18 protein-coding genes are annotated in these 21,752 nt (G+C 51.2%); 8 read left to right on the top strand and 10 right to left on the bottom strand.

The annotated features are described in order from the left end of the window. Positions 1-197: 197 nt before the first annotated feature. Entirely contained in the window at positions 198-482 is a 285-nt protein-coding gene (locus IQ256_RS22765; protein WP_193857987.1) for a hypothetical protein, read from the top strand. Positions 483-498: 16 nt separating this feature from the next. On the opposite strand, the gene IQ256_RS22760 is transcribed toward IQ256_RS22765, so the two are convergent. From IQ256_RS22760 to IQ256_RS22735, 6 genes are all read right to left on the bottom strand, one after another. Next, entirely contained in the window at positions 499-738 is a 240-nt protein-coding gene (locus IQ256_RS22760; protein WP_193857986.1) for a hypothetical protein, read from the bottom strand. A gap of 12 nt (positions 739-750) precedes the next feature. Further along, the gene (locus IQ256_RS22755) at positions 751-1,956 is read right to left on the bottom strand and encodes a restriction endonuclease subunit S (RefSeq protein ID WP_193857985.1); all 1,206 of its coding nucleotides are present in this window, start codon (positions 1,954-1,956) and stop codon (positions 751-753) included. Positions 1,957-2,019: 63 nt separating this feature from the next. Further along, positions 2,020-3,402, bottom strand: a complete 1,383-nt coding sequence (locus tag IQ256_RS22750) for an ATP-binding protein (RefSeq protein ID WP_193857984.1) — start codon at positions 3,400-3,402, stop codon at positions 2,020-2,022. A 13-nt stretch (positions 3,403-3,415) separates the two neighbouring features. Further along, positions 3,416-3,832: a type II toxin-antitoxin system VapC family toxin gene (locus IQ256_RS22745; protein WP_193857983.1), complete on the bottom strand. Its 417-nt coding sequence runs from the start codon at positions 3,830-3,832 to the stop codon at positions 3,416-3,418. Beyond that, a complete protein-coding gene (locus IQ256_RS22740; RefSeq protein ID WP_193857982.1) occupies positions 3,832-4,053 on the bottom strand; it encodes an AbrB/MazE/SpoVT family DNA-binding domain-containing protein in 222 nt (73 codons plus the stop codon). The genes IQ256_RS22745 and IQ256_RS22740 overlap by 1 nt, the downstream gene beginning before the upstream one ends. Before the next feature lie 42 nt (positions 4,054-4,095). Further along, on the bottom strand, positions 4,096-5,655 hold the full coding sequence (locus tag IQ256_RS22735) for a class I SAM-dependent DNA methyltransferase (protein WP_193857981.1): 1,560 nt from the start codon (positions 5,653-5,655) through the stop codon (positions 4,096-4,098). Positions 5,656-5,831: 176 nt separating this feature from the next. Between IQ256_RS22735 and IQ256_RS22730 the strand changes: the two genes are divergently transcribed. Continuing rightward, complete coding sequence (locus tag IQ256_RS22730; protein ID WP_228025182.1) at positions 5,832-6,686, top strand: class I SAM-dependent methyltransferase; 855 nt, start codon at positions 5,832-5,834, stop codon at positions 6,684-6,686. Here the strand turns inward: IQ256_RS22730 and IQ256_RS22725 are convergent. From IQ256_RS22725 to IQ256_RS22710, 4 genes are all read right to left on the bottom strand, one after another. Continuing rightward, complete coding sequence (locus tag IQ256_RS22725) at positions 6,683-6,937, bottom strand: hypothetical protein (RefSeq protein ID WP_193857980.1); 255 nt, start codon at positions 6,935-6,937, stop codon at positions 6,683-6,685. The two genes, IQ256_RS22730 and IQ256_RS22725, sit on opposite strands and share 4 nt — an antisense overlap. 202 nt (positions 6,938-7,139) lie before the next feature. Next, complete coding sequence (gene mutL / locus IQ256_RS22720) at positions 7,140-8,873, bottom strand: DNA mismatch repair endonuclease MutL (RefSeq protein WP_193857979.1); 1,734 nt, start codon at positions 8,871-8,873, stop codon at positions 7,140-7,142. A 416-nt stretch (positions 8,874-9,289) separates the two neighbouring features. Further along, a complete protein-coding gene (dapB, locus tag IQ256_RS22715; protein WP_193857978.1) occupies positions 9,290-10,138 on the bottom strand; it encodes a 4-hydroxy-tetrahydrodipicolinate reductase in 849 nt (282 codons plus the stop codon). Positions 10,139-10,330: 192 nt separating this feature from the next. After that, positions 10,331-10,702: a phospholipid-binding protein gene (locus IQ256_RS22710; RefSeq protein WP_193857977.1), complete on the bottom strand. Its 372-nt coding sequence runs from the start codon at positions 10,700-10,702 to the stop codon at positions 10,331-10,333. Positions 10,703-10,810: 108 nt separating this feature from the next. On the opposite strand from IQ256_RS22710, the gene IQ256_RS22705 reads away from it, so the two are divergent. The 6 genes from IQ256_RS22705 (at position 10,811) to IQ256_RS22680 (ending at position 21,643) form a co-directional block, all read left to right on the top strand. Further along, entirely contained in the window at positions 10,811-11,863 is a 1,053-nt protein-coding gene (locus tag IQ256_RS22705) for a DUF389 domain-containing protein (protein ID WP_193857976.1), read from the top strand. Between the two features lie 405 nt (positions 11,864-12,268). Continuing rightward, positions 12,269-13,399 carry a response regulator gene (locus tag IQ256_RS22700; protein ID WP_193857975.1) on the top strand — a complete coding sequence of 377 codons (1,131 nt, stop codon included), beginning with the start codon at positions 12,269-12,271 and terminating at the stop codon, positions 13,397-13,399. 12 nt (positions 13,400-13,411) lie between these two features. Beyond that, positions 13,412-13,789, top strand: coding sequence for a response regulator transcription factor (locus tag IQ256_RS22695; protein WP_193857974.1), 378 nt, complete (start codon positions 13,412-13,414; stop codon positions 13,787-13,789). Positions 13,790-13,977: 188 nt separating this feature from the next. Then, on the top strand, positions 13,978-14,487 hold the full coding sequence (locus IQ256_RS22690; protein WP_193857973.1) for a chemotaxis protein CheW: 510 nt from the start codon (positions 13,978-13,980) through the stop codon (positions 14,485-14,487). 3 nt (positions 14,488-14,490) lie between these two features. After that, positions 14,491-18,243: a GAF domain-containing protein gene (locus IQ256_RS22685; RefSeq protein ID WP_193857972.1), complete on the top strand. Its 3,753-nt coding sequence runs from the start codon at positions 14,491-14,493 to the stop codon at positions 18,241-18,243. Beyond that, a complete protein-coding gene (locus IQ256_RS22680) occupies positions 18,236-21,643 on the top strand; it encodes a response regulator (protein WP_193857971.1) in 3,408 nt (1,135 codons plus the stop codon). The genes IQ256_RS22685 and IQ256_RS22680 overlap by 8 nt, the downstream gene beginning before the upstream one ends. Positions 21,644-21,752 lie beyond the last annotated feature (109 nt).

Below are 21,752 nucleotides of genomic sequence, written 5' to 3'. Positions count from 1 at the left end.
TTGGTAAACTGAAGGTATCATATTTATTCGATAGGCTTTGGTTCGTAAAACTAGCCTATCTTTTTTTACCTACACACCGCTATTCCCTTACCGTGTACAGTTTACGTAGGCTGTGTCACCCCTTCAGGGCTTTCTCATAAGTTTATGTGGATATGGTCGAGATAGAATGAATGGGCTAGTAAATAGTGAGGCGCGCTATGAACTTATCGCCTGAGTTGCAGCAAGAAGTTGAACAAATGGCTAGTCGGCAAGGGCTGTCGCTGGAGCAGTTTGTTTTGCAGGCTGTGATAGAAAAAATAAATGCCCTTAAAGCGCAGGTTACCTCATCGGCAGATATTGCGATGAATGGCAGTTTGACGGGGTCTCAGCTTAGGGAACAGGACGGAATTTTGGTGTTTGATACGGAGTCGCTGGACGGGGTTGATTTTGATTTGCTGCTTGAGGAAGGCCGGGGTAGAAGCTGGAAAGAGCTAGGGCTGTGAAGGTTTTATTATCGTCTCAGGCTTGGCGTTCTTGGTTGAGATAGGTTTGTATTTCTGTTCGGCTGAGTCCGCCAGTAGGATTGTCAGGCAGGCTAGTCAAAAAGTCTGCCATGAGGGTGTCTTGGCTTGTTTCGGTTTCGGCTATTTCATAGGTGATGGCGACTTTGGCTTTGTCGGGTGGGATGTTGTCGGGTAGCTGAAGGATGAGCTGATGGCTGGCTGAGATTTCGGTTTCGGTTTCGTAGTGTGCTTGCATAGAGGTTCCTCCTTAGTCTAATTTTATGCGCACTTCGCCGCTCATAAGCTTGGGTAACAAGGTATCGCGGAGCTTTTCGAGAGTGAAAATCTGAACAAAATTTAGGCTTATTTTCCTGAAATACTCTGAAGCCAATACATTAAAGTCTTTCAAAGTATTCGTTTGTGGAATTTGAAACGTAATGCTCCGTAAATTACCCAATGACACGTACTCCTGAGTGCTACCGCTCTTATGCTCGTCAATAAACTGTTGGCCTATCGAAGACTTCAACCATAAATATGTATAAATAGCCCAGTCTGGATTTTGGGAGGTCTTAAAAAGACCAATATTTTTAATCGCGTAGTCAATATTTTGAGATTGCTCGAAGTAAATCAACCCAATAGTGCCTATCATTGAAAACAGAATGTCCCCAGTATCGACTTTACTGCGTTGATTGACCTTATTGAAGTCCTCGTCCGATATTAGATAGGCATTGCCGATATCGAGGCGTCCATCAAGGATATGCTTTGACGTAATCAGAGATTTCCCAACAGTTTTTTTCTTAGGGGAATCATGAGTTCCGTCGCGAATTTCAAATAGATCTGTAATAGGCACTTCTTCCCAATCGTCCTGTGCGCCTTCAATGAACCAATGACGGAATAGGGTTTCTGCGATCGCCTCAAGCGTTTTGTTCTGACGGTGCAGCAGGTCGATTTTGTCGTCTAGGCTGCTGAGGACTTGTGCGATCGCCCTTTGCTCTGGGAGTGACGGAAGCATAATGGGAAGAAGCTTCAAAACTCTTTGATTCAAAGAAGGCATCGTTGCTCCTGTAGCGTGTTGAAGCATCCATTCTCTGTACGACTTACTGCCAAACTGATAGGAGATAAATTTGGAGTCTATCGAACCATTGAGTCGGAGTCTGATGCAGTCGCTTCCTTGAACCCAGCCTGCTTCAGATTCTTTTATTATTGCTCTTCTTTCGACAGCCCCCTTTCTTCCAAAAATTATGTCATCCTCCTGAACCATATATCGCGATAAGCGGTTAACTGTATCTTGGCTGACATAGACGAATTTGCTATGCTTCAGCTCATTTTCACCGATATCCTGAACAGCAATAACGGGAGTCCCAGTAGAAGTGTATTCAGAAGAGTGAAGCATCGTTCCAAATGGGCCTGTTTGGAGATCTGCTTTGCCTTGTTCAATCAACTGCCCTAGTAAGCATTCTTGCCATTCACTCATTTTGCTGATCAATACCTATTGCTTTTCTGATACTCAATATGCCGTTGCATCGCTACAACTTATTCAATCTAAAACTCTTACGTAGTGAGTGCTACGCCCGCTACCGCGCTTTTCAATCAATCCCTTATCCGTCATCTCCTTCAATATTCGCCTAGCCCTGGCCTCCTTCACTCCTGCTAAGCTTTCAACCGTTTTAGAAGTGATCGACTGCTGCGCTTCCAGATAATCTAAAATCCGCTGCTCATTTTCCGATACTCTACCGATACCTTCCGATACTTTTCCGATACTCTCAGATTCAGCCTCGTCCTCTTCAAACCCAGGTCGATAAAACTCGACATCCACAAAATCACCCTTCTCTCGTATCCTCGGCTCCGCCAATCCCCACTCCAAACAAGCAGCCCGAATCCGCTGAATCCCACTCCCCCACTGCTCGATATACCCCAACTCCTTGAACACCCGTGCCACCACCCGATTACGAATCTCCGAACGCCCATCCAACAGCGTCTCAGCCGTCAGCGTACTCGGCAACCCACCCGGCGACACCACGTTCACCACATCGTCATACACCCCCACCTTGACATCCCGCCCCTGGTTCGCATAGTCCCGATGCACCAACGCATTCACCAACGCCTCCCGCAGCGCCGCCTCCGGCAACTCATACGTATCCGTCCGCTGCAACCCGTTAATCTCACCCCGCAGGTGAATATGGTTTTTAATAAACCCCTCCGCCTGCTCCAACTGCCCCAACAGCTCGCCGCCATACTCCTTCCGATCCAAAAAGACACTCATATCCGTCCCCTTAAACCGCGCACACTTCACTACCACATGCGGCAGTGCCCCCAGCAAAATCATCAGCCCCTGCGTCGGCCACAGCGTCCCCTGCTCCAGCGCAATCAGCTTCAGATTCTTCAACTTCTGCTCATCTAGCGGCTTTCCTCTCGCCGCAAACCGCACCACCAGCGGCGTCAAATCCAGCTCAGCCAACGGCTGCTCGCGGCAAATCTCCTCATCAAAGCTCTGGTTCCGCTTCTGCCGCTCCAGCTCCAAGATGTGTTCAAAATCCGCCTTCCGATTCGTTGCTCCCACCCGCAGATACGTCCCGTCGTTCTTACCTGCCGACTTCAGGTAGTAAGGCAGCAAGTTGCCCCGAAACACCTCCACCACCAGCACCAGCTTCCCCTGCACATTCGCACTGTAAATCTCTGGCAGTATCGCCGGATAGCAGCGGTCAAACACAATCGACGCCACCCGATCCTGCAAGTCCAAAACGTCTTCCTCGCCCAGCCCCACTACCTGCCGGTCATCGTCCACGCCAATCACCAGCTTGCCACCGCTCGTATTCGCAAACGCCACCACCGTCTTCGCAATCTGGTCATGCTGAGGAAGCTGCATCTTTAGTTCCAGCGTCTTGCCCTCGCCCTGCCGAATTTGATTTAGCAACGTCATAGTAGATTTATGCCTAAACTTCGGTATCAGGGCAGATTAGCGTCGCCTGCGGAAAGTAAGTCTTGTAGTTTTGCAAATCTCTCGTTATCAAAGCAAACTCTGAAACCAGCACATGCGCGCCAATGAAAAAATCAGGCAGGGGCGATCGCTTAGCCCCCTTATTCTTTCGATATTGAAGAAATACCTTGCCCGCCAAGAACAACGCCTCACGCGGAATCTCAATGACCTTAATATCCATCAGCGCGATCGCCTGCTCCACCGCCTCTATGCGCTCAAAGCCTACCGATACCTCTGCATAGACCATCGAATTGATATACAAAGAATTCGTTTGGCTGTAGCGTTCCAGGACAGCTTCCGACCAGTCAGCCCACTGCGGGTCGGCAGTAAACAGATCTAGCAGCACGCAGGAATCAACAAAAACACCGTTCATCACCGCGCTCTCGTCAGACCCATAATTTCATCCGTAGACATCTGAGTTGTGGCAATGCCTCTAAACCCTTTGAACTTACCCGATGGTGCTGGCTCACTCGTCTTCACAATATAAAATCGACCATTCTCTTCGACAAAGTTCACCTCCGTCTCAGGTGTTATTCCTAACACTTCTCTGACCTCTCTCGGAATCGTCACCTGCCCCTTAGTGGTTACCCGCATTCTTGTTCTCCAGCAAAAAGATTAAGTAATACCATATTAGTATTACTTTGGTGTGTCCGGTAGCTTTACTCGGGCTAAGTTTTGTGCGATCGCCTCATTCAAAGCCGCCTCTTCTTTTAGCTGTGCCTCAAACTCCGCCTTCAGTGACGTAAATCGCTCCGTAAAGTCAAAATCATCCTCCTCAACAGCAAGGCCCACATAGCGCCCTGGCGTCATCACATAGTCCAGCTTCGCCACCTTCTCTAGCGGGACCGACGCACAGAACCCTTTCACATCCTCGTAGACATCCTCGCCCGTTCGCCAGTTGTGATAGGTCTGCGAAATCTGTTGAATATCCTCTGGCGACAGCTCCCGCGTCCGACGGTTAATCAGATGCCCCAAGTTGCGCCCGTCAATAAACAGAATTTCATCTTTGCGCGGATGACCATTATTCCGCGCCCGGTTCAAAAACCACAGCGCCGCTGGAATCTGCGTATTCAAAAACAGCTTCGCTGGTAAATTCACAATGCAGTCAATCAGATTACCTTCCTTCACCAATGCCGCTCGAATATCGCCCTCGCCGCTGGTCTTACTCGTCAGCGCCCCCTTCGCCAGCACCACACCCGCTCTACCGCCCGGTGCCAGGTGATAGACAAAATGCTGCATCCAAGCAAAGTTCGCATTGCCCGCAGGCGGCTTTCCATACTGCCAGCGTCCATCGCTTTGTAACTGCTCGCCGCTCCAGTCGCTCACGTTAAATGGCGGATTGGCAATAATAAAATCCGCCTTCAAATCCTTGTGTGCATCGTTGAGAAACGAGCCTTCGTTGTTCCACTTCACCTGTGAGCTGTCGATGCCGCGAATCGCCATATTCATCTTCGCTAGCCGCCAGGTGGTCTGATTACTCTCCTGCCCGTAGATCGAGATGTCATTCACCCGGCCCTGATGCTCTTCAACAAACTTCTCCGACTGCACAAACATCCCACCCGACCCGCAGCAAGGATCGAACACGCGCCCCTTATACGGCTCCAGCATCGCGACCAGTAGCTCCACGATGCTACGCGGCGTATAAAACTGCCCGCCCTGCTTACCTTCTGCCAGGGCAAACTCGCCCAAGAAATACTCAAACACATGCCCTAGCACGTCCGCGCTGCGAGCCTTCGCATCACCCAGCGCAATATTACTCACCAAATCAATCAAGCTACCCAAACTGGTCGGATCGAGGTTTTGCCGTGCAAACACCTTGGGTAAAACGCCTCTGAGCGATGCATTCTCTGCCTCAATCGCATCCATCGCCGCATCGACTAGTTTGCCAATATCAGCCTGCTTCGCTTTGCTCTGCAAGAAAGACCAGCGAGCCTCGGGCGGCACAAAGAAAATGTTCTCCGCTTTGTACTCATCCTTATCCTCTGGGTCTGCGCCTTCGTATTCGCCTTCACCGGCTTCTAGCTTGGTAAATAGTTCTACAAATGCATCGGAGATGTACTTCAGAAAAATTAAACCCAGCACGACATGCTTATACTCAGCCGCGTCAATATTTTTACGCAGAGTATCGGCTGCTTTCCAAAGCTGCTTTTCTAGCGGTTCTTCTTTGGCCTGTTTGGTCGTCTTCTTCTTAGCCATAACCGAGTTGAGTCCTATTGGGATTAAGTAAACGCTGACCTACTCGCAAGGCTTCTACTTTTGCTAAAGCACTCATGGCTCGAACCGACCCAATCAACAGCTTTCCTTAATTCCTTTACTCTAGAGACTTCTCCCCTCAAATGTCTAGAATGAGACAACTCTAGGAGCTTTGGACTATGTCAAAATTTACAGCGCTCGATTGCCAGCGTTGCCCCAGGGGTGACAATCGAGGGTTGGTATCTTCTACAGAAAGCACTCATACAGAAGGCATTATGAGAGATTCTCGTATACTCGCGCGGTTCATTTCATTTTGCTTGTTGCTGATCCTCACTGTCGGCTGTACGGCAACAGCCGCTACACCCACCGGAAGTAGTGTTAATAGCATTTACAGCTATAAATCTCCTAGTTCAGACGGCATTGGCAAGGTTTATTATGGCCGCGAGATTGCAAATGTGATGGGCTATCAGGGCGCAAACTGGCTAGCTCGGCCCAGCCGATTGAGCGAAGAGCGTTCGGATATGGCAGTCGATGCGCTGATGCTAGAGCGTGATGATGTCGTTGCTGATATTGGCGCGGGTCTGGGCTACATCAGCTTTCAGCTAGCTAAATGGGTAGACCAGGGCCAGGTAATCGCAGTCGATGTGCAGCCAGAGATGCTAGCGCTGCTAGAGGCCGAGCGAGATCAGTATGGTGTCAAGAATATTGAAACGGTGCTGAGTACAGAAGCCGATCCGAATCTTCCGGCAGAAAGTATTGATATGGCAGTGATGTTTGATGCGTATCACGAGTTTGCTTACCCAAAAGAGGTGATGACGGGTATTGCCAAGGCGCTGAGGCCAAAGGGTCAGGTGGTGCTGGCAGAATACCGGGCTGAAAATCCTTTGGTATTGATCAAAAGGCATCACAAGATGACGCAAAGACAGGTCAAAAAAGAGATGAAAGCAGTCGGTCTAAGGTGGATAAAAACTGACGATCGACTGCCACAACAGCATTTGATGTTTTTTGAGAAGACGGCTGAAGCGCTGCGCTAGTACCTTTCAACGCTAGAGTTAAAGATCGGCTCTACGCGAATGGCGGCTACGCGAGAAGGGCGGATCACCATGTATTCGCCCGGATTGATTTTGGGGATAGGAACGCTGATAAATTCTTCGGCAGTTGCCTTGGGCATCAGCTCTGAGCTGTACCACTTTTGAAACTCTTGAATCGTGGTAAAGCGCACTTTCTCGGTATGGCCGCCGTCAAAAGTCATATGGACGGTGTATTCGCTAGGAGTTCTTGGCATGGTTTCAAAGGATTTTCGGATGACCGAGGCTAGTATGGGTCAGTCGAGTATGAAACTCTCAGCCAAGCCTAGATTTGTCGCAGACAGCAGGCTAGCTGTGCCATAAGAAGACCTACGGTCTGTGATTCTACTCACGGCGTTTGCTCACCTGTCGCTAGCTCTGAAGAGTAGTTAATAGGAAGCAAGACGACTGAAAAGATCATCAGATGCCGTGACTTTTACCGATTACCCAGCTGCGCCGGAAGTATTTAGCCAGGCTTGATTCCTTGAGGGTAAGGCAAATAGGACGGCCATGAGGGCAGGTGCGGGGCTTTTGCGTACGCTGCCACTGGTTGATTAAGGTTTGCATTTCAGCAAGGGTTAGCGAGGTGCCGTTGCGAATAGCCGTACGGCAGGCCGTCGCCACTAGGGCAGCTTCTAGATTTGCGCCTAGGCTAAGTTCTATTAGAGCTTCGGTGCGATCGCCCCGGTCATACAGCGGCTCAGGAATTGAGCGAATGGCCCATAGATTTTCACCAAAAGGCGCGATCACAATCCCCACTTCATCTAGCCGTTCTACCTGCATTTGACTCAGGTCTTTTAGCACGATAGGCGACGCTAGCGGCACCATCTGCCACCGCTGCTGCAGTTGCTCGAACAGTACGCGCTCGTGGGCAATATGCTGCTCGATCAAACAGACGCCGCCAGCGTGTTCAGCCAGGATGTAGGTGTCTTTGACCTGGGCGATCGCGGTGAGATCTCCTGGCAAACTCCCCGGCAGCGTATCCGAAAGCGACTGAGGAGGAACGTGCCCATGCACCAGCGCCTGCTCAGCGTCTGACTCCTTGGCATCTGACTCCTTAGCTAACATCTCAGCCTGAATTTGCCTAGAAACGGCATACTCACCTTCAGCCTCAGCCGCCTTGATCAGAACGCTCGCTCGATGAATTTGTGCGCCTTCGCTTAAATCATCTATCTTCAGCAGCTTTTCAAGGGCGTGGGTGACCTGAGCACAGATCTGCTCTAATCCCTGGACGTAAATCTCTGACTTGGCTGGATGCCGATTCCAATCTAGCTGAGCTGGCGGTAGGCTCAGATGCAAAAAGCAGATTGGATAGCGATCGCGCGGAATCGTCCGCCGAAATCCACTCATCAGCGTCTGCGTCAGTTCATCGACCGCTACGGGCCGACCGTTGATTGCCACTCGAACCCAGTCGGGTCTGCGCCTGTGACAGCGATCCGGCAGCCCAATCGCCAGATACAGTCCCTCTGCTGCGTACTCGTCTATATCCGTGTCGTAGACGTTACGCAATAGCTGCGGGATCAGCGTCTTGGCCGTTGGCCCCGGCCAGAGAGAAAACCAAGGCGATCCGTCTTTTTCTAGCTGCCAGTTCACTTGCGGGTGACAGAGCACGAGCTGATGGATCAGAGCGACAACCGCCTTGAGCTGACTATCGGCAGTCGGCACCTGTCTTCTAGCAGGCCAGTTCTCGAATAGATGACGGACGGTGACTACCGTACCCGGTGCGATCGCCGCCTCGCTAACCTGACTCGGTAGCCCCGAATGGTCGTAGCAGACCTGGTAGCCTGAAGCATCTACGGCCTGGGCCCGGCTACGAACCTCTAGCTGGGCAAGCTGCGCGATACTGTGCAGCGCCTCTCCTCGAAAGCCCAGACTCTGAATATTCAAAAGGTCAAAAGGCGTAGAAATTTTGCTAGTAGCATGAGCAACAGCCGCCTGCGACAGATTGGATAGCGGCATACCGCAGCCATTGTCTGCGACTCGTACCTGCCAGCGATTGGGCCAAACGCTAATTGATATTCGCGTTGCATCCGCGTCCAGCGCATTTTCTACCAGCTCACGCACGACACCGCAGAGCGAGTCAATCACCTCGCCAGCAGCCATCAGATGAACAACTTCTTGGGTTAGAGGCTGAATTTGTCCACGCGGCTGCATCTCAATCAAGTTCTGTTCCCTTCATTGCTTCAGTCTAGCGAAGAGCTGTCTAGCGACGGACAGTCTGGCCTAAAGAAAGTCTGACGCGGCGCGTAAAGTGCCCAGGAGCGTAGGGAAAGAGCAGAAGAGTAAATATACGGAAAACTTGATGTGTTTCTAAGTAGGCCAGAAACCCTTATAGTTCGGTGGTTACATCGAAGTAATACCGCAGACATTGAGCGAATATAGTCTTAACTTTGTAGGAGCGCACATGCGGCACCTAGTTAACTCTCAAGGGGCATTTTGAGAATTAGCCAAGCGTGCTTCTTAACTATGTACGCTCTCGCAAATGAAAGCTCGACCCTGGGGGCTTAAAGGGGTCGGGCCTTTTTCTTTTTAAAGTATATTTCTTTTTTCTGAATCTGCGCGCGCGCTATCTACAAAATTTTATCTAGTCCATAGACCAGCGATTTTAGCGGCAGCACTCGGCGAATAGAAAGCAGCACCCCAGGCATGTAGCAAACGCGATCGCTCGTATCGTGCCGCAGCGTATAAGACTGTCCGGCTGCGCCAAAGATGACTTCTTGATGAGCGATGAGACCGGGCAAACGCACGCTGTGAATCCTGACGCCGTCTTCTGTTTGTGACCCTCTAGCGCCCGTCATTTTTTCGGTTTCTTCAACCTGGGGCGGGTTATAGCTTTTGTTTAGCTCTGAGAGCATCTGAGCCGTTTTTACCGCCGTGCCGCTCGGGGCATCCGCCTTTTGGTTGTGGTGTAGCTCAATAATTTCGACATGGTCAAAATAGGCCGCCGCTTGCAGTGCTGCCTGCTGCAATAGCACCATACCAATCGAAAAGTTAGGAATTAACAAACAGCCCGTACTGGCCTTATCAGCAAACTCTGCTAAATCCTGAATCTGCTGATTGCTCATCCCAGTAGTACCTACCACAGGCCGCACGCCATAGGCCAGCGCCGCCCGCACCGAACCATAGACGCTGTCGGGATGCGTCACATCGACCATGACCGCACTGCCGCCGCTAGGGGCTTCACTCTGGGCGGATACTAGCGTCGCCTCCAAATCATTCAGCACCGGAATTTCTAGTGGGCCAATACCAATCACTTCGCCAATATCTTCACCGATCAGCTTTGGGTTGCGATCGATCGCGCCCACCAGCGTCATATCGTCCGCTTCGGCAATCGCTTTGACAATAGCGCGGCCCATCTTACCGAGGGCTCCGTTGACAACAACAGGGATTTTGGCAGCAGTCTGGGTTGAATCACTCATTATCTTTGGCTGTCTTTTAATGGTTGAGTTGGAGAATGGTTGGGTTGAGGAATCGAAGCGAGAGATCGAAGCAACGAATTGAAGCAACAAAAAAGGGAGCGTGATAGCTCCCTTTTGATTTAGTCTATAGCCTTGCCAGACAGGTGTTAAAACCAGTTGTTAAAACTCAGCTGGCAGAACTCAGCTAGTTTTTTAGCCCACTTCGACTTGCCCTGTGTCTACAGCGTCGGTACCGTCTACATCCCTAGCGACTGAAACCATTTTGTCTAGAATGTCTTGGCTAGGAACCTGACCCTTTAGCACAACGGTGCCGCTGAGTTGAGCAACCCAAAGCGTATCGATATCATCTAGCTGATTGTCTTCATCAAAAGCTAAGGCCACTCGCTTGGCCAGTCCACTTTCATCAAAGTCTCCGTCTACGCCAATTTTATAGTCTGGAATGTCTTCAGATTTCGTAGAGTCAGATTTCGTAGAGGTTGAGGCTGCCTTGGCAACGCCACGCTTGACTTTTGAGGAGGCGTTATCTGGTTTGTCTTTACCAAAGATTCGTGAGAAAAAACCCATTGACTTGTTCACAAATTTGTTTGCTCTCGCAGGAAGTGCGCCTGCTCAGGTATAAAGATATCGAGATAGCGATGGGAAGATTGTGTACCTTTAGGAACAGATTATTCGATGCGATCGCAGCTAGACACATGGCGCAATAAATATCTGGTCGGCAGGCGAGTATCGCCGCAGGCTCACCAGCACATGCAAGAGAGTTTATTAGACGAAGCAGCGCTAGATTACGACTACATCGTTCTGACGTTAGGGGCCTGTCTAATCGCGACCTTTGGCCTACTTTCTAATAGCGCGGCGGTGATTATCGGGGCGATGCTAGTAGCGCCATTGATGTCACCGATTCGCTCAGTAGCCTTTGGCATCTTAGAAGGCGATCTAGTGCTAGTAAAAACGGGGCTAAAGGCGCTAGCAGTCGGCACAGGTATCTCTATTGCGCTGTCGGCAATCGTAGGGCTAAGTTCAGGCTTCTTGGCCTATGGCAGCGAGGTCGCCTCGCGCTCTTCACCGACGCTGCTAGACCTTGGAATTGCCATTACAGCTGGCGGATTGAGCGGCTATGCCAAGGTGCAGCCAAAGCTATCAAGTACGCTAGCCGGAACCGCGATCGCCGTTGCCCTGATGCCGCCGCTATGCGTGGTTGGACTGGGCATCGCTCAGGCCAACGGCCTGCTTGCCATGGGCGCAAGTCTACTGTATCTAACGAACCTTCTAGGGATCACGCTAGCCTGCATGCTGGCTTTTTTTATTGCAGGCTATTCGCCCTTCAGTAGAGCGCGGCGTCCACTAGAAGTCGTTGTCATCCTCACAGGTATATTAGTGCTGCCTTTAGGCATTAGCCTGGTACAGCTAGTTCGCCAGCAGCAGCTAGAAGACAACGTCAGAAGGGCATTAATTGAGGACACCGTCACCTTCGAGAACCTAAACATGGAGTTGGTGAGCAGTCGCACCAACTGGCAGGTATCGCCGCCTCGGGTGTATATGATGGTGAACGCAAATGAGCTGATTACACCCAAGCAGGTAGGGCTGCTAGAAGACTACATTGAGCGGCGAATGAATCAACCTTTCAAATTTGTTTTTAGAGTCAGTGAAGTCAAAGACGTTACCCGAGAAAGCAGTCTGCCCAGTACGCAGGTTGAGCTTTTGCCAGAACAAGTATCAGCGGACTGATGTTAGCGACCTAATATTGGCGACCTGATATTGGCGACCTAATATTGGCGAACTGATATTGGCGAACTGATATTGGCGAACTGAAAAGAGAGAGCAGTAAACTCTAGAGCAGATGGCCAAACGATTCAAAGGCAAGCGGTCTAGCGGTATATCCGCTTAGCAATGCATCTGTTTTTATTCGCTGCTCGTACTGATTAATCAGAAGATAGAGGCACCGTAAGCTATCGAGCATCTGAACTGTAGTAAATCTACTGTAGTAAACTATCACCAGGTGCTTCACAGAGTGTAGTTTTACGGCTCTGTACTTCTTTGGCGGCGAGATCTTTCCTGATGTGGCTCATCGGTAGCTCGCGATCGCAAAAGCTCAGCGTAGATAATATCAGCACAGATACAGAAAATACATAGATGATAAACACCCGATCGAGTGCAGCTCACAGCACCGCGCACAAACTGCATCCGTTGAGTTTGTTAGCGCAACTGATTAGCCGACAGGTAAGTGGCTGTTTGCGGCTAACCGCCTCTTATCCTGAATGGAATTCTGCTGAAAGGCAACCTGCACAATGGCGGCTTTTACTTGAGAGAGGGCAGCTTAATTTTGCCACCAACTCAGTCAATAGCTTTGACCGCTTGATCAGACACTTGCAGGCAGCGGCCACTGGCGTACCGTCATCAATCTGTGAGCAAATGCGGCTGCTGTTTGAAGAAGGCGATCAGGTGGCCGACGTCATCAGCCGCGACTATCGCGCTTTGTGCTGGCTAGTCGAACAGAAGTATCTCAGCGATGAACAGGCAGGGCAGATCGTCGGCGCGATCGCCCTTGAAGTCATCGAGCCTTTTTTGAATATTCGCGAAGGCAGCTACGAGCTGATCTCACGCACCCAAATCGAGAGCATCCCAACTTATTGCCGACTGGATTTGCGCCCCATCGTCGAGATTTGTCAGCGCAACAGTAAGCAAAGAGCAGCTGGGCAGGCCGTCACTAGTCGGCTGCCCAACGCCATGACCGCAGTGAGTGACACAGCGAACCCACCTAGTCCTACTCAAGCACCTGCTCGCTTAGGCAATTCGCAGAACGGCCAGGGTCAAACTAAACAGTTTCTTGCTGACAAGGCTACTGGCTCAAGCAGCATTCACCAGGCTAATCTAGAGAGCCTCAGACAAACCACATACACGGTCGCTTGCATCGATGACAGCCCCACTGTGCTCAACGCCATTCAAAAGTTTCTAGAAGATCAAAGCCTTTCAGTGGTGGCGATTAACGATCCCGTCAAAGCCCTGATGCAGATCGTTCGCAGCAAACCCGATTTAATCCTTCTAGATATCACCATGCCCAACCTCGATGGGTATGAGCTGTGCGCCCTGCTGCGTCGCCACCCCCGCTACAAGCGCACGCCGATCGTAATGGTAACGGGCAATACCGGTCTGATCGATCGAGCTAGGGCCAAGCTTGTTCGCGCCTCTGGCTATCTCACCAAGCCGTTCACTCAATCCGACCTGCTAAAGATGGTATTTAAGCATCTACCGACGACACGCTAGGACAGTTTTGCCATGCCTACTATTCAGACCGCCACGGTGCTTATTGTTGAGGACGTAGCATCAGAGCTAGAGCTGATGAGTCACTATCTACAGCAGGCAGGCTACAGCGTCATCGAAGCCGCAAGCGGGGTAGAGGGATTAGATAAAGCGATCGCCCAGCAGCCAGATGCGATTGTGACTGATATTGTCATGCCAGGAATCAGCGGCTTCGAGCTGTGTCGTCAGCTAAAAAACACGCCAGCGACCCAAACGGTGCCAGTGGTCATGTGCTCTTCTAAAGGACAGACTATCGATCGGATATGGGGAAAGCGACAGGGCGCGGCGGTCTATCTAACGAAGCCATATACCCAAGAGCAGCTAATAGAAGCGGTAAAAACGGTACTGAGGTGAGGATATCGAGACGAGAGTGAGGAATTTACTCAGATTCTTCCTGGATTCTTTATGATCGATAGCAGATATCGAATATATCTGTATGGCTGTAGGCAAGGTTAGACAGACCAAGCTAAAAAGTGTGATAAAGGTAGCAGCAGGGATGTCATCAGAGAGAACACTTAAACGAACTTAGATACTAACTACTTGTGAAGACCGAGCTTGCCGTCCCCGATCGTCTACTTATTGGCGAAGCCTATCTTAAGTTTCAGCTCGCTCCTAGCGTTCCTGCTGTGCTAGCTGCAAGCGCAGTAGAAGAAGCCACCGTACTCTCAACTACGCAGGTAACCCCTATGCCCAACATGCCTGCTTGCCTGTTGGGTCTGGTCAATCGCCGTAGCCGAGTCATCTGGATCGCTAACCTGGTGCAGCTATTAGGCTTAGCTGTCCCAGACAAACCTAGGCAGCAGCATAGTACGGTCATTGTCAAATCAGGTCTAGACTCATCGGCGGGCTCTTCGAACCTTTCTTTGGGCCTAGTGGTCGATGAGATCAATGGAATTATTCATTTACCGACCGAGGCTCTGCAGCCTGTTCCTACACAAGTAAGTCCAATCTTGGTGCCTTATCTTCGAGGTTGCGCCGTACAGAACGAGCAGATATTGCTGGTGTTAGATGCTGAGGCTGTTCTACGATCGTCCATTTTTCAAGGGTCATAAACGATGACAGCAGACATGAATGGGAATGAAGCGAATAGCTCAGCAGTGCCTCAGCCTCTGCCTAACGAGCATATAGCGGCTACCCAGACAGAAGCCCAAAGAGAGTCTCAAAGTGGGGACAAAAGAGAGTCTCGAAGAGAGACTCAAAACACGCCAAGCGAAAGAGAGGCTTTGGTCTATCGCGGTGGCCAGTATCAGGGAAACAGAGAACGTGAGCTGGCTCAAAAAATTATCAATGCTCGCTTGCTCGCTGGGAACCAGGGAGAAGACGAGCTGACCTACCGAGGCGTGCAGTATAGCGGAGAGCGCTACGCACCCGACAAAATCCGAGTGACAAAGGCGAGCAAGTCTGCCTTCTTACAGTGGTTTAACGACTTACCAGTCGCCGACAAGCAGCTAGCTGGACTCCTCAGTTCCAAAATAATTTCTGTACTGGGCGTAATTGGGGTCAGCCTACTATTGCTATCAGCGACCGGTCGCCGCCTGCTTTTGAATCAGGCAGCCTCTGAACTCTCTGCCACGGTCAGCACCCTCACCCAAGCATCGGCAGAACCTGAATTGAGTCCAGACGTAGTGCTAGAGGCTGCAGAGGCTAAAGCAGCGCTAGCGCCTGAAGGTGAGATCGAAGAGGAGCTGGCCCAGGCTATGCGTAGCTACCTTCGGACCCGGTTAGAGGCCAATCAGCTAGAGTATATTGCGCTAGTAGATACGAACTTTCAGGTGATTGCGAGCGGTAACACCACCCGTAATAATGACCTTTTCAATCCAGACAATCTGGTTGCTAGTGCGTTGCGCCAACGGCAGCCCAGAGTAGCACTTAGCCTGCAGCCAATTGCGGCGCTTGAACAACAGGGGCTTTCTGTACCCAGTTCGATCGACGAAGCAGCGCTGGTGCAGTACGTCGTCAGGCCTATTTTCGCATCGGGCAGTTCGCTAGATGATGCTGGCGTTCCCACGCAGCCGATTGGCGCTTTAATCACAGGTGATATCGTCAATCAAGACACGCTAGCTGTCGCGAACGCACTCACTGCCTTTCCAGGTGGCTATACCGAGATATCCTTGCGAGAACCCAGCGGTTCGTTTGAGTCAGTGGCTCTAGCTGATTCAGGTGAGCTTCTAGCTGGGCAGCAGTTTGATAGCGCTGATAGCTTTAACTTTCTAACCCAAACTATTCAAGCAGCAGGCAATGGACAAAGACCTGGTATCGTCAGCGATCGCATCAGGCGATTCAACGGCGATCGCTATACAGTGGCGGCCACTGCAATTGTCGATGGCAACGGACGAGCCATTGGCGTCATTCAGCGAGGGCTCTCAGAAAGCGCTTTGCAAACCCTACAAAGAAATGCAACCGGACTCTTGACCGGTGCGGCGCTGCTGGCAATCTTGATAGATGTGCTAATAGCGAAACTGCTAGGGCGCTCTATTGCAGAGCCACTACGAGAACTGCAGGTAGCCACAGAAGAATTTGCCTCAGGCAACCGTATCACCCGCGCTCATGTCTTCGCCCGTGACGAAGTCGGACGAGTGGCCAGCGCCTTCAACGAATTAGCCGCTTCTGTAGCGACCTCCGAATCCTCTCTACGCTTTCAAACCCAAACCCAAACAGAATCTGCTAGGCGGGCGCGATCACTCGCAGAATTTACCAGTCAGATCCGCCAAGCTCTAGAGCCTCAGGCGATCCTTGCCATCGGCGTCGAACGAGCTAGAGAAGCTCTAGAAGTCGATCGAGTCATTGTCTATAAGTTTGACGCCGACTATAGAGGTGGTGATGTCGCCGCAGAATCAGTGGGCAAAGGCTGGATTAGAGCCGGCGGTCAGCACTTAGAAGATCCAATGATGCCAGATTCTGTCGAGCGCTTCATGACCGGTCAGATCTCTGCGGTCAGCGATATCGAAACCGCAGACCTCACTGAGTGCCATTGCCAGCTACTACGCGAGCTAGAAGTCAAAGCCAATATGGTTGCACCGCTCATCGTCGGCGATCGGCTAGTGGGATTGATCTGTGCCCATCAGTGCAGCGGACCGCGTCACTGGCAGCCAGAAGAGCTCAATATGATGCAGCAGATTGCCACTCAAATTGGCTATGCCCTGTCACAGGCTCAGCTACTAGAAACTCAGCGACAGGCTGTAAAACAAGAGCAGCAGCTAGCTCGCTTGGTCACTGATATTAGAACAGCTAGCGCTAGTGAAACCTCTTCAGAGGAAACTCGCGATCGCATATTTCGCACAGTTACTCGCCAGGTTAAACTCGCCCTTAATACCAGCCGCGTCATCATCTATCTTTTTGACGAAAGCTGGAAAGGGACTATTGTGGCAGAAGCCGTCGACCCACAGTGGACACCCGCTCAAGGCGTCAACATCGCCGACCCCTGCTTTGCTCAAAACTATGTAGAGAAGTACCGCGCTGGCCGCATAAAGGCAACTACAGATATCTACAATGCCGGACTAACCACCTGCCATCTTCAGCAGCTAGAGCCCTACCAGGTCAAAGCTAACCTAGTTGCCCCGATCGTAGTAGAAGATAGGCTATTAGGACTACTCGTAGCCCATGAATGCACCGGGCCTAGGGAATGGTCTCAGGCATCTATTAGCTTTATTAAGCGAGTGGCCACCCAGCTAGGCTACGCGCTAGAGCAAGCCGAAGCCACCTGGCAAAAAGAACGAGCGCTCACTAGAGCAAACGCCCTCTCGGCAGAACGCTTACGTCGCCAAGAAGAGATAGAAATCCAGCTTGTGAACCTGCTGAGCGACGTAGAAGCTGTCGCCGATGGCAATCTGACGGTACGCGCTGATGTATCAGCTGGTGAGATTGGCACTGTCGCCGACTTTTTTAACGCAATTGTAGAAAGCCTGCGGCAGGTGGTCACCCAGGTAAAACGCTCAACTGATCAGGTCAACAACGCCCTATGGCAAAACGAAGCTGCCATCCGCCTACTGGCAGAAGACGCGCTGCAGCAAGCTGAGCAAACCACGTTGACGCTAGATTCTGTAGAGGCTATGACTGACTCGATTCAGCAGGTGGCTCAGCAGGCAAAAGAGGCCGCTGCCGTAGCCAAAAGCGCTTCTGAAACCGCCAACCAGGGTGAGGCCGCGATGGATCTGACAGTCAACAACATTATGGGACTGCGCCAAACTGTTGGCTTTACCGCTAAGAAAGTGAAGCGCCTAGGCGAATCTTCTCAACAGATCACCAAAGCAGTTTCACTGATCAATCAGATTTCTCAACAGACTAATCTACTGGCGATCAACGCTGGAATTGAGGCTGCTAGAGCCGGAGAAGATGGACAGGGCTTTGCAGCCGTAGCTGAGGAAGTTAGCGAACTGGCAACTCGCTCTGCTGCGGCCACAGAAGAGATTGAGCGAATTGTAGATACGATTCAAAGAGAGACTGGCGATGTGGTCACTGCGATTGAGCAGAGCACATCGCAAGTGGTAGAAGGGACTCAGCGGGTAGAAGAGGCACGGGCAAGTTTGGGCCAGATCCTAATTGGCTCGCAAAGGATGGACGAGTTCGCTAGATCCATATCACAGGCGACCAGCTCACAAGTGCAAATCTCTACATCGGTATACGCGCTAATAGAAAAGATTGCCCAGCTAGCCAAGCGAACTTCAGCTTCGTCTGAGCAGGTATCTGAAGCGCTAAACCAGACCGTAGGGGTCGCACAAAATCTGCAAGCGCAAGTAGCGACCTTTGTTGTAGACTCACAAGCGCCTAGTGCGGATAGCTCCGTCTCCCAGGAGGCCAGCCGTGGATAGAGAAGCAGAGATTCGCCTACAGTTTCTAGATGAAGCGGATGAATATTTGAATACGCTAGAAACCACGCTGCTAGGTATCGCTCAGCGAGGTGTAGAAACCCAGGAGATGAATACAGCGCTGCGAGCTGCCCATTCGGTTAAAGGCGGCGCAGCACTGATGGGCTATGCCCTGATCAGCGACCTAGCGCATCGGCTAGAAGATGCACTCAAGGTGTTGAAGCTGCAGCGCAGCGAAGGAATTACTAGCGATATAGAAGGCCAGATGCTGAGCGCAGTAGATGCCATCCGACAGATTGTAGAACGCGATCGCCGCCCCGCACCGCTAGCATCAGATCTGCCGGCATCAGACCAATCAGCACCAGACCAGATCAAGCGTCAGATCATGCCTATCTTTGAGGCACTGCACGATACGCTGGGCGAGCCGTCCGCAGAAGATGCGGCCTCTATGTTGGATGCCGACGAAAGCCAAGACGTAACGCCTTTGATCTTTCAGGCAGAAATCGACGGCATCCTAGAGCGGTTAGACTCGCTTTTGGCTGATCGCGCCCCTAATTTACAAGCGGAAGTTGTAGTGATGGCTCAAGAGCTATCGGTACTAGGTGAGATGCTCAGTCTGCCGCTGTTTGTTCAGTTCTGTCAGTCAGTAAAAGCCTACGCGACAACGGCTCAAGCTACTCAGCAGATAGAAGAGGTCTCTCAAGCGGCGTTGGCTAGCTGGAAGCGGGCAAAGGCGCTAGTGCTTACGGGCAACGCTGAATCTATGCCTAGTCAGCTGACAGGAATCAGCTTCAGGGCTACCAATAGCGACTTTGAAAGTGGGTCTGCTGATGCGATCGCAGCTATAGAAGCAACAGAAATAGAAGCAACAGAAAGCCGTGATTCGATGGACTTCGGCGCAGGACTCAGCACAGACTTTGGCACAGATCTAGGTGCAGAGAACGATGAACTAGTCAGTAATGTCTTTGCCAACCTAGACATAGAGAATCTAGGCATAGAGAATGATGTCTTAGTTGAGAATGTCTTTTCTGGGCTAAGCCTAGAAAGCGATGCGCTAGGTGATGATGACCCGGCTGAGCAGACCTTTTTAGGCACTGATCTAGAGTCAAATTTGGATGCTGGCGTAGAGACTAGTTCGGACATTGGCTTAGGCGCTGACGACGCCGTTGATGACGCCGTTGATGACGCCGTTGACGATGCAGACAGTAGCGAGCTAGAAGTGGATGCTTTCGCAGGCGTCTTTGAGCAGGTTGAACAGCCGACAGACGCGCTGGTAGGTGAGCCACTAGATCGATCCGAGACGGCCTTTCGCCTGCCGACTATCGCATCAAAATCGCCAGGTGATGAGCCTGAGCTAACTGACAACACCGTACGGGTATCCGTCCGCAAGCTCAACGAGCTCAACAGTGATTTTGGCGAGCTAACAATTGAGCACAATCGCCTCGACGCTGAAGTCAAAAGAATGCGATCGCTCGTCAAAGACCTCAGTCAAAAGCTGCGATCGCTCGATGAAATCAACGACGATGTCAAAGACCTTTACGAGCAGGCCGAGGCTGAGCAGCTATCCACTAGACCCCAAATGGTATTGCCTCAAGCCACAGCCAGTCCGTCTTTGACCAATATGACCAGCAAGCCCACGCCCGCATCTATCGCCAAGGCATCTGATAGCCAGGTATCTAACAGCGCCGCTGATATTAATGACACTGACTTAGGCTTTCGCCAAAACTTCGACCTTTTAGAGCTCGATCGCTACAGCGAGACCCATTTGCCTTTTCGCCAGATTGTTGAATCTGTAGTCAAACTTCAAGAAGTCGCCGCCGATTTAGAGCTGAGTATCGACAAAACGGAGCAAACCACTCGGGTGATGCATCGCACCAATCGTCGTTTGCAGCGCAACTTGAACCAGCTACGGATGCGTCCACTCGCTGATATTACCAACCGCTTTCCTCGGGCGCTGCGAGAATTAGAGATAGAGCACGGCAAGTCAGTAGAGCTCCAGTTAGAGGGCGAGCACACCTTAATCGATCGCAATATTCTAGAGGCGCTAAGCGATCCATTGATGCATATCGTGCGTAATGCCTTTGACCACGGTATCGAGCCGCCAGAAAGTAGAGAACGTCAGGGCAAAAGCGGCACTGGGACGATTGCCATTCGAGCCGCCAATCAAAACAATCGTACGGTCATTACGATCAGCGATGATGGTAAAGGTATTGCCATAGAAAAGATTCGCGATCGCGCTCAATCGATGGGCCTAGACGCTGAACTACTGAGCGCCGCTAGCAAAAACGAACTACTCTCACTCATTTTTGAGCCAGGCTTTAGCACCTCCGATCAGGTCACCGCGCTTTCTGGGCGCGGCGTCGGCATGGACGTTGTTCGCAACAACCTCACCCAGATTCGCGGCGACATCAGCGTCGACACCAAAGCTGGCAAGGGCTCCACTTTCACCCTATCCGTGCCATACACCCTTTCGATCACTCGCATCATCCTAGTCGAAGGCAACCGCATGCCTATTGCCGTACCGACCGATCGAATCGAAGCAGTCACCGTACTAGATCCAGACAATATCTACCGCGCCGACGGCAAGGAGATGCTTGCCTTTAAAGACAGCGCCGTCCGTCTAATCCGTCTTTCTAACTGGTTAGCTTTCAACTGTCCTAGGCAGACTGATAGCCTAGAAACCAAGCCCTGCATCAATACCCCTAGCGTGTTGATATTTCGCATGGGCGAACGGCGCTTAGGGCTGCAGATAGATCGCTACTGGAACGAGCAAGAAGTCGTCATTCGCCAAGTAGAAGGCCCCGCTGCTCTACCGACTGGCTTTAGCAACTGCACCATCCTTGAGAACGGCAAAGTGGTTCCTATCATCAGTCTGACCAATTTCGCTAGATGGGTCATTGGCTGCGAAACGTCAGGCATTCACTCAGCAAAGACACTGTATTCTAACCCAGTCGTCAATGGTGCGATCGATCCGATCAGCTTACAGGTCGTTCCCAACCAGGAAGCTCATCGCCGCGCTAGGTTCCTGGTAATTGACGATTCTATGAACGTACGCAGGCTGCTAGCGCTCACCTTAGAGAAAGCCGGGTACGAGGTAGTGCAAGCCCGCGACGGTGAAGATGCGTTGGAAAAGCTAGGAACTGACTTGGTTATAGATAGCATTATCTGCGATATAGAAATGCCTAAGATGGACGGCTATAGTTTTCTCTCTAAGCTAAGAGCACAGGCACAATATGCGAAGATTCCAGTGACTATGCTGACCTCTCGCAGCAGCAATAAACACCGCGACTTAGCAATGGACCTTGGCGCAACCGCTTATTTCTCTAAACCCTACCAAGAAAGAGCCCTATTGAAGAGTTTGGCAGCGTCTTTAGAAGGAGCCAAAAACAGCAACAGAGTGTAAGAACAGACGGCAAGAACAGATTATGAGCGAGACAATCACTGAGACAATAACAATCACGCTGAAGCTATTCGCGGTGTATCAAGAGACCCTAGGCCGCTCAGAAGAAGAG

The organism is cf. Phormidesmis sp. LEGE 11477 (assembly GCF_015207105.1).
Lineage (GTDB): Bacteria > Cyanobacteriota > Cyanobacteriia > Phormidesmidales > Phormidesmidaceae > Phormidesmis.
Note: the sequence above shows the minus strand (reverse complement) of the source record. Positions and strands in the feature narration are given on the sequence as shown.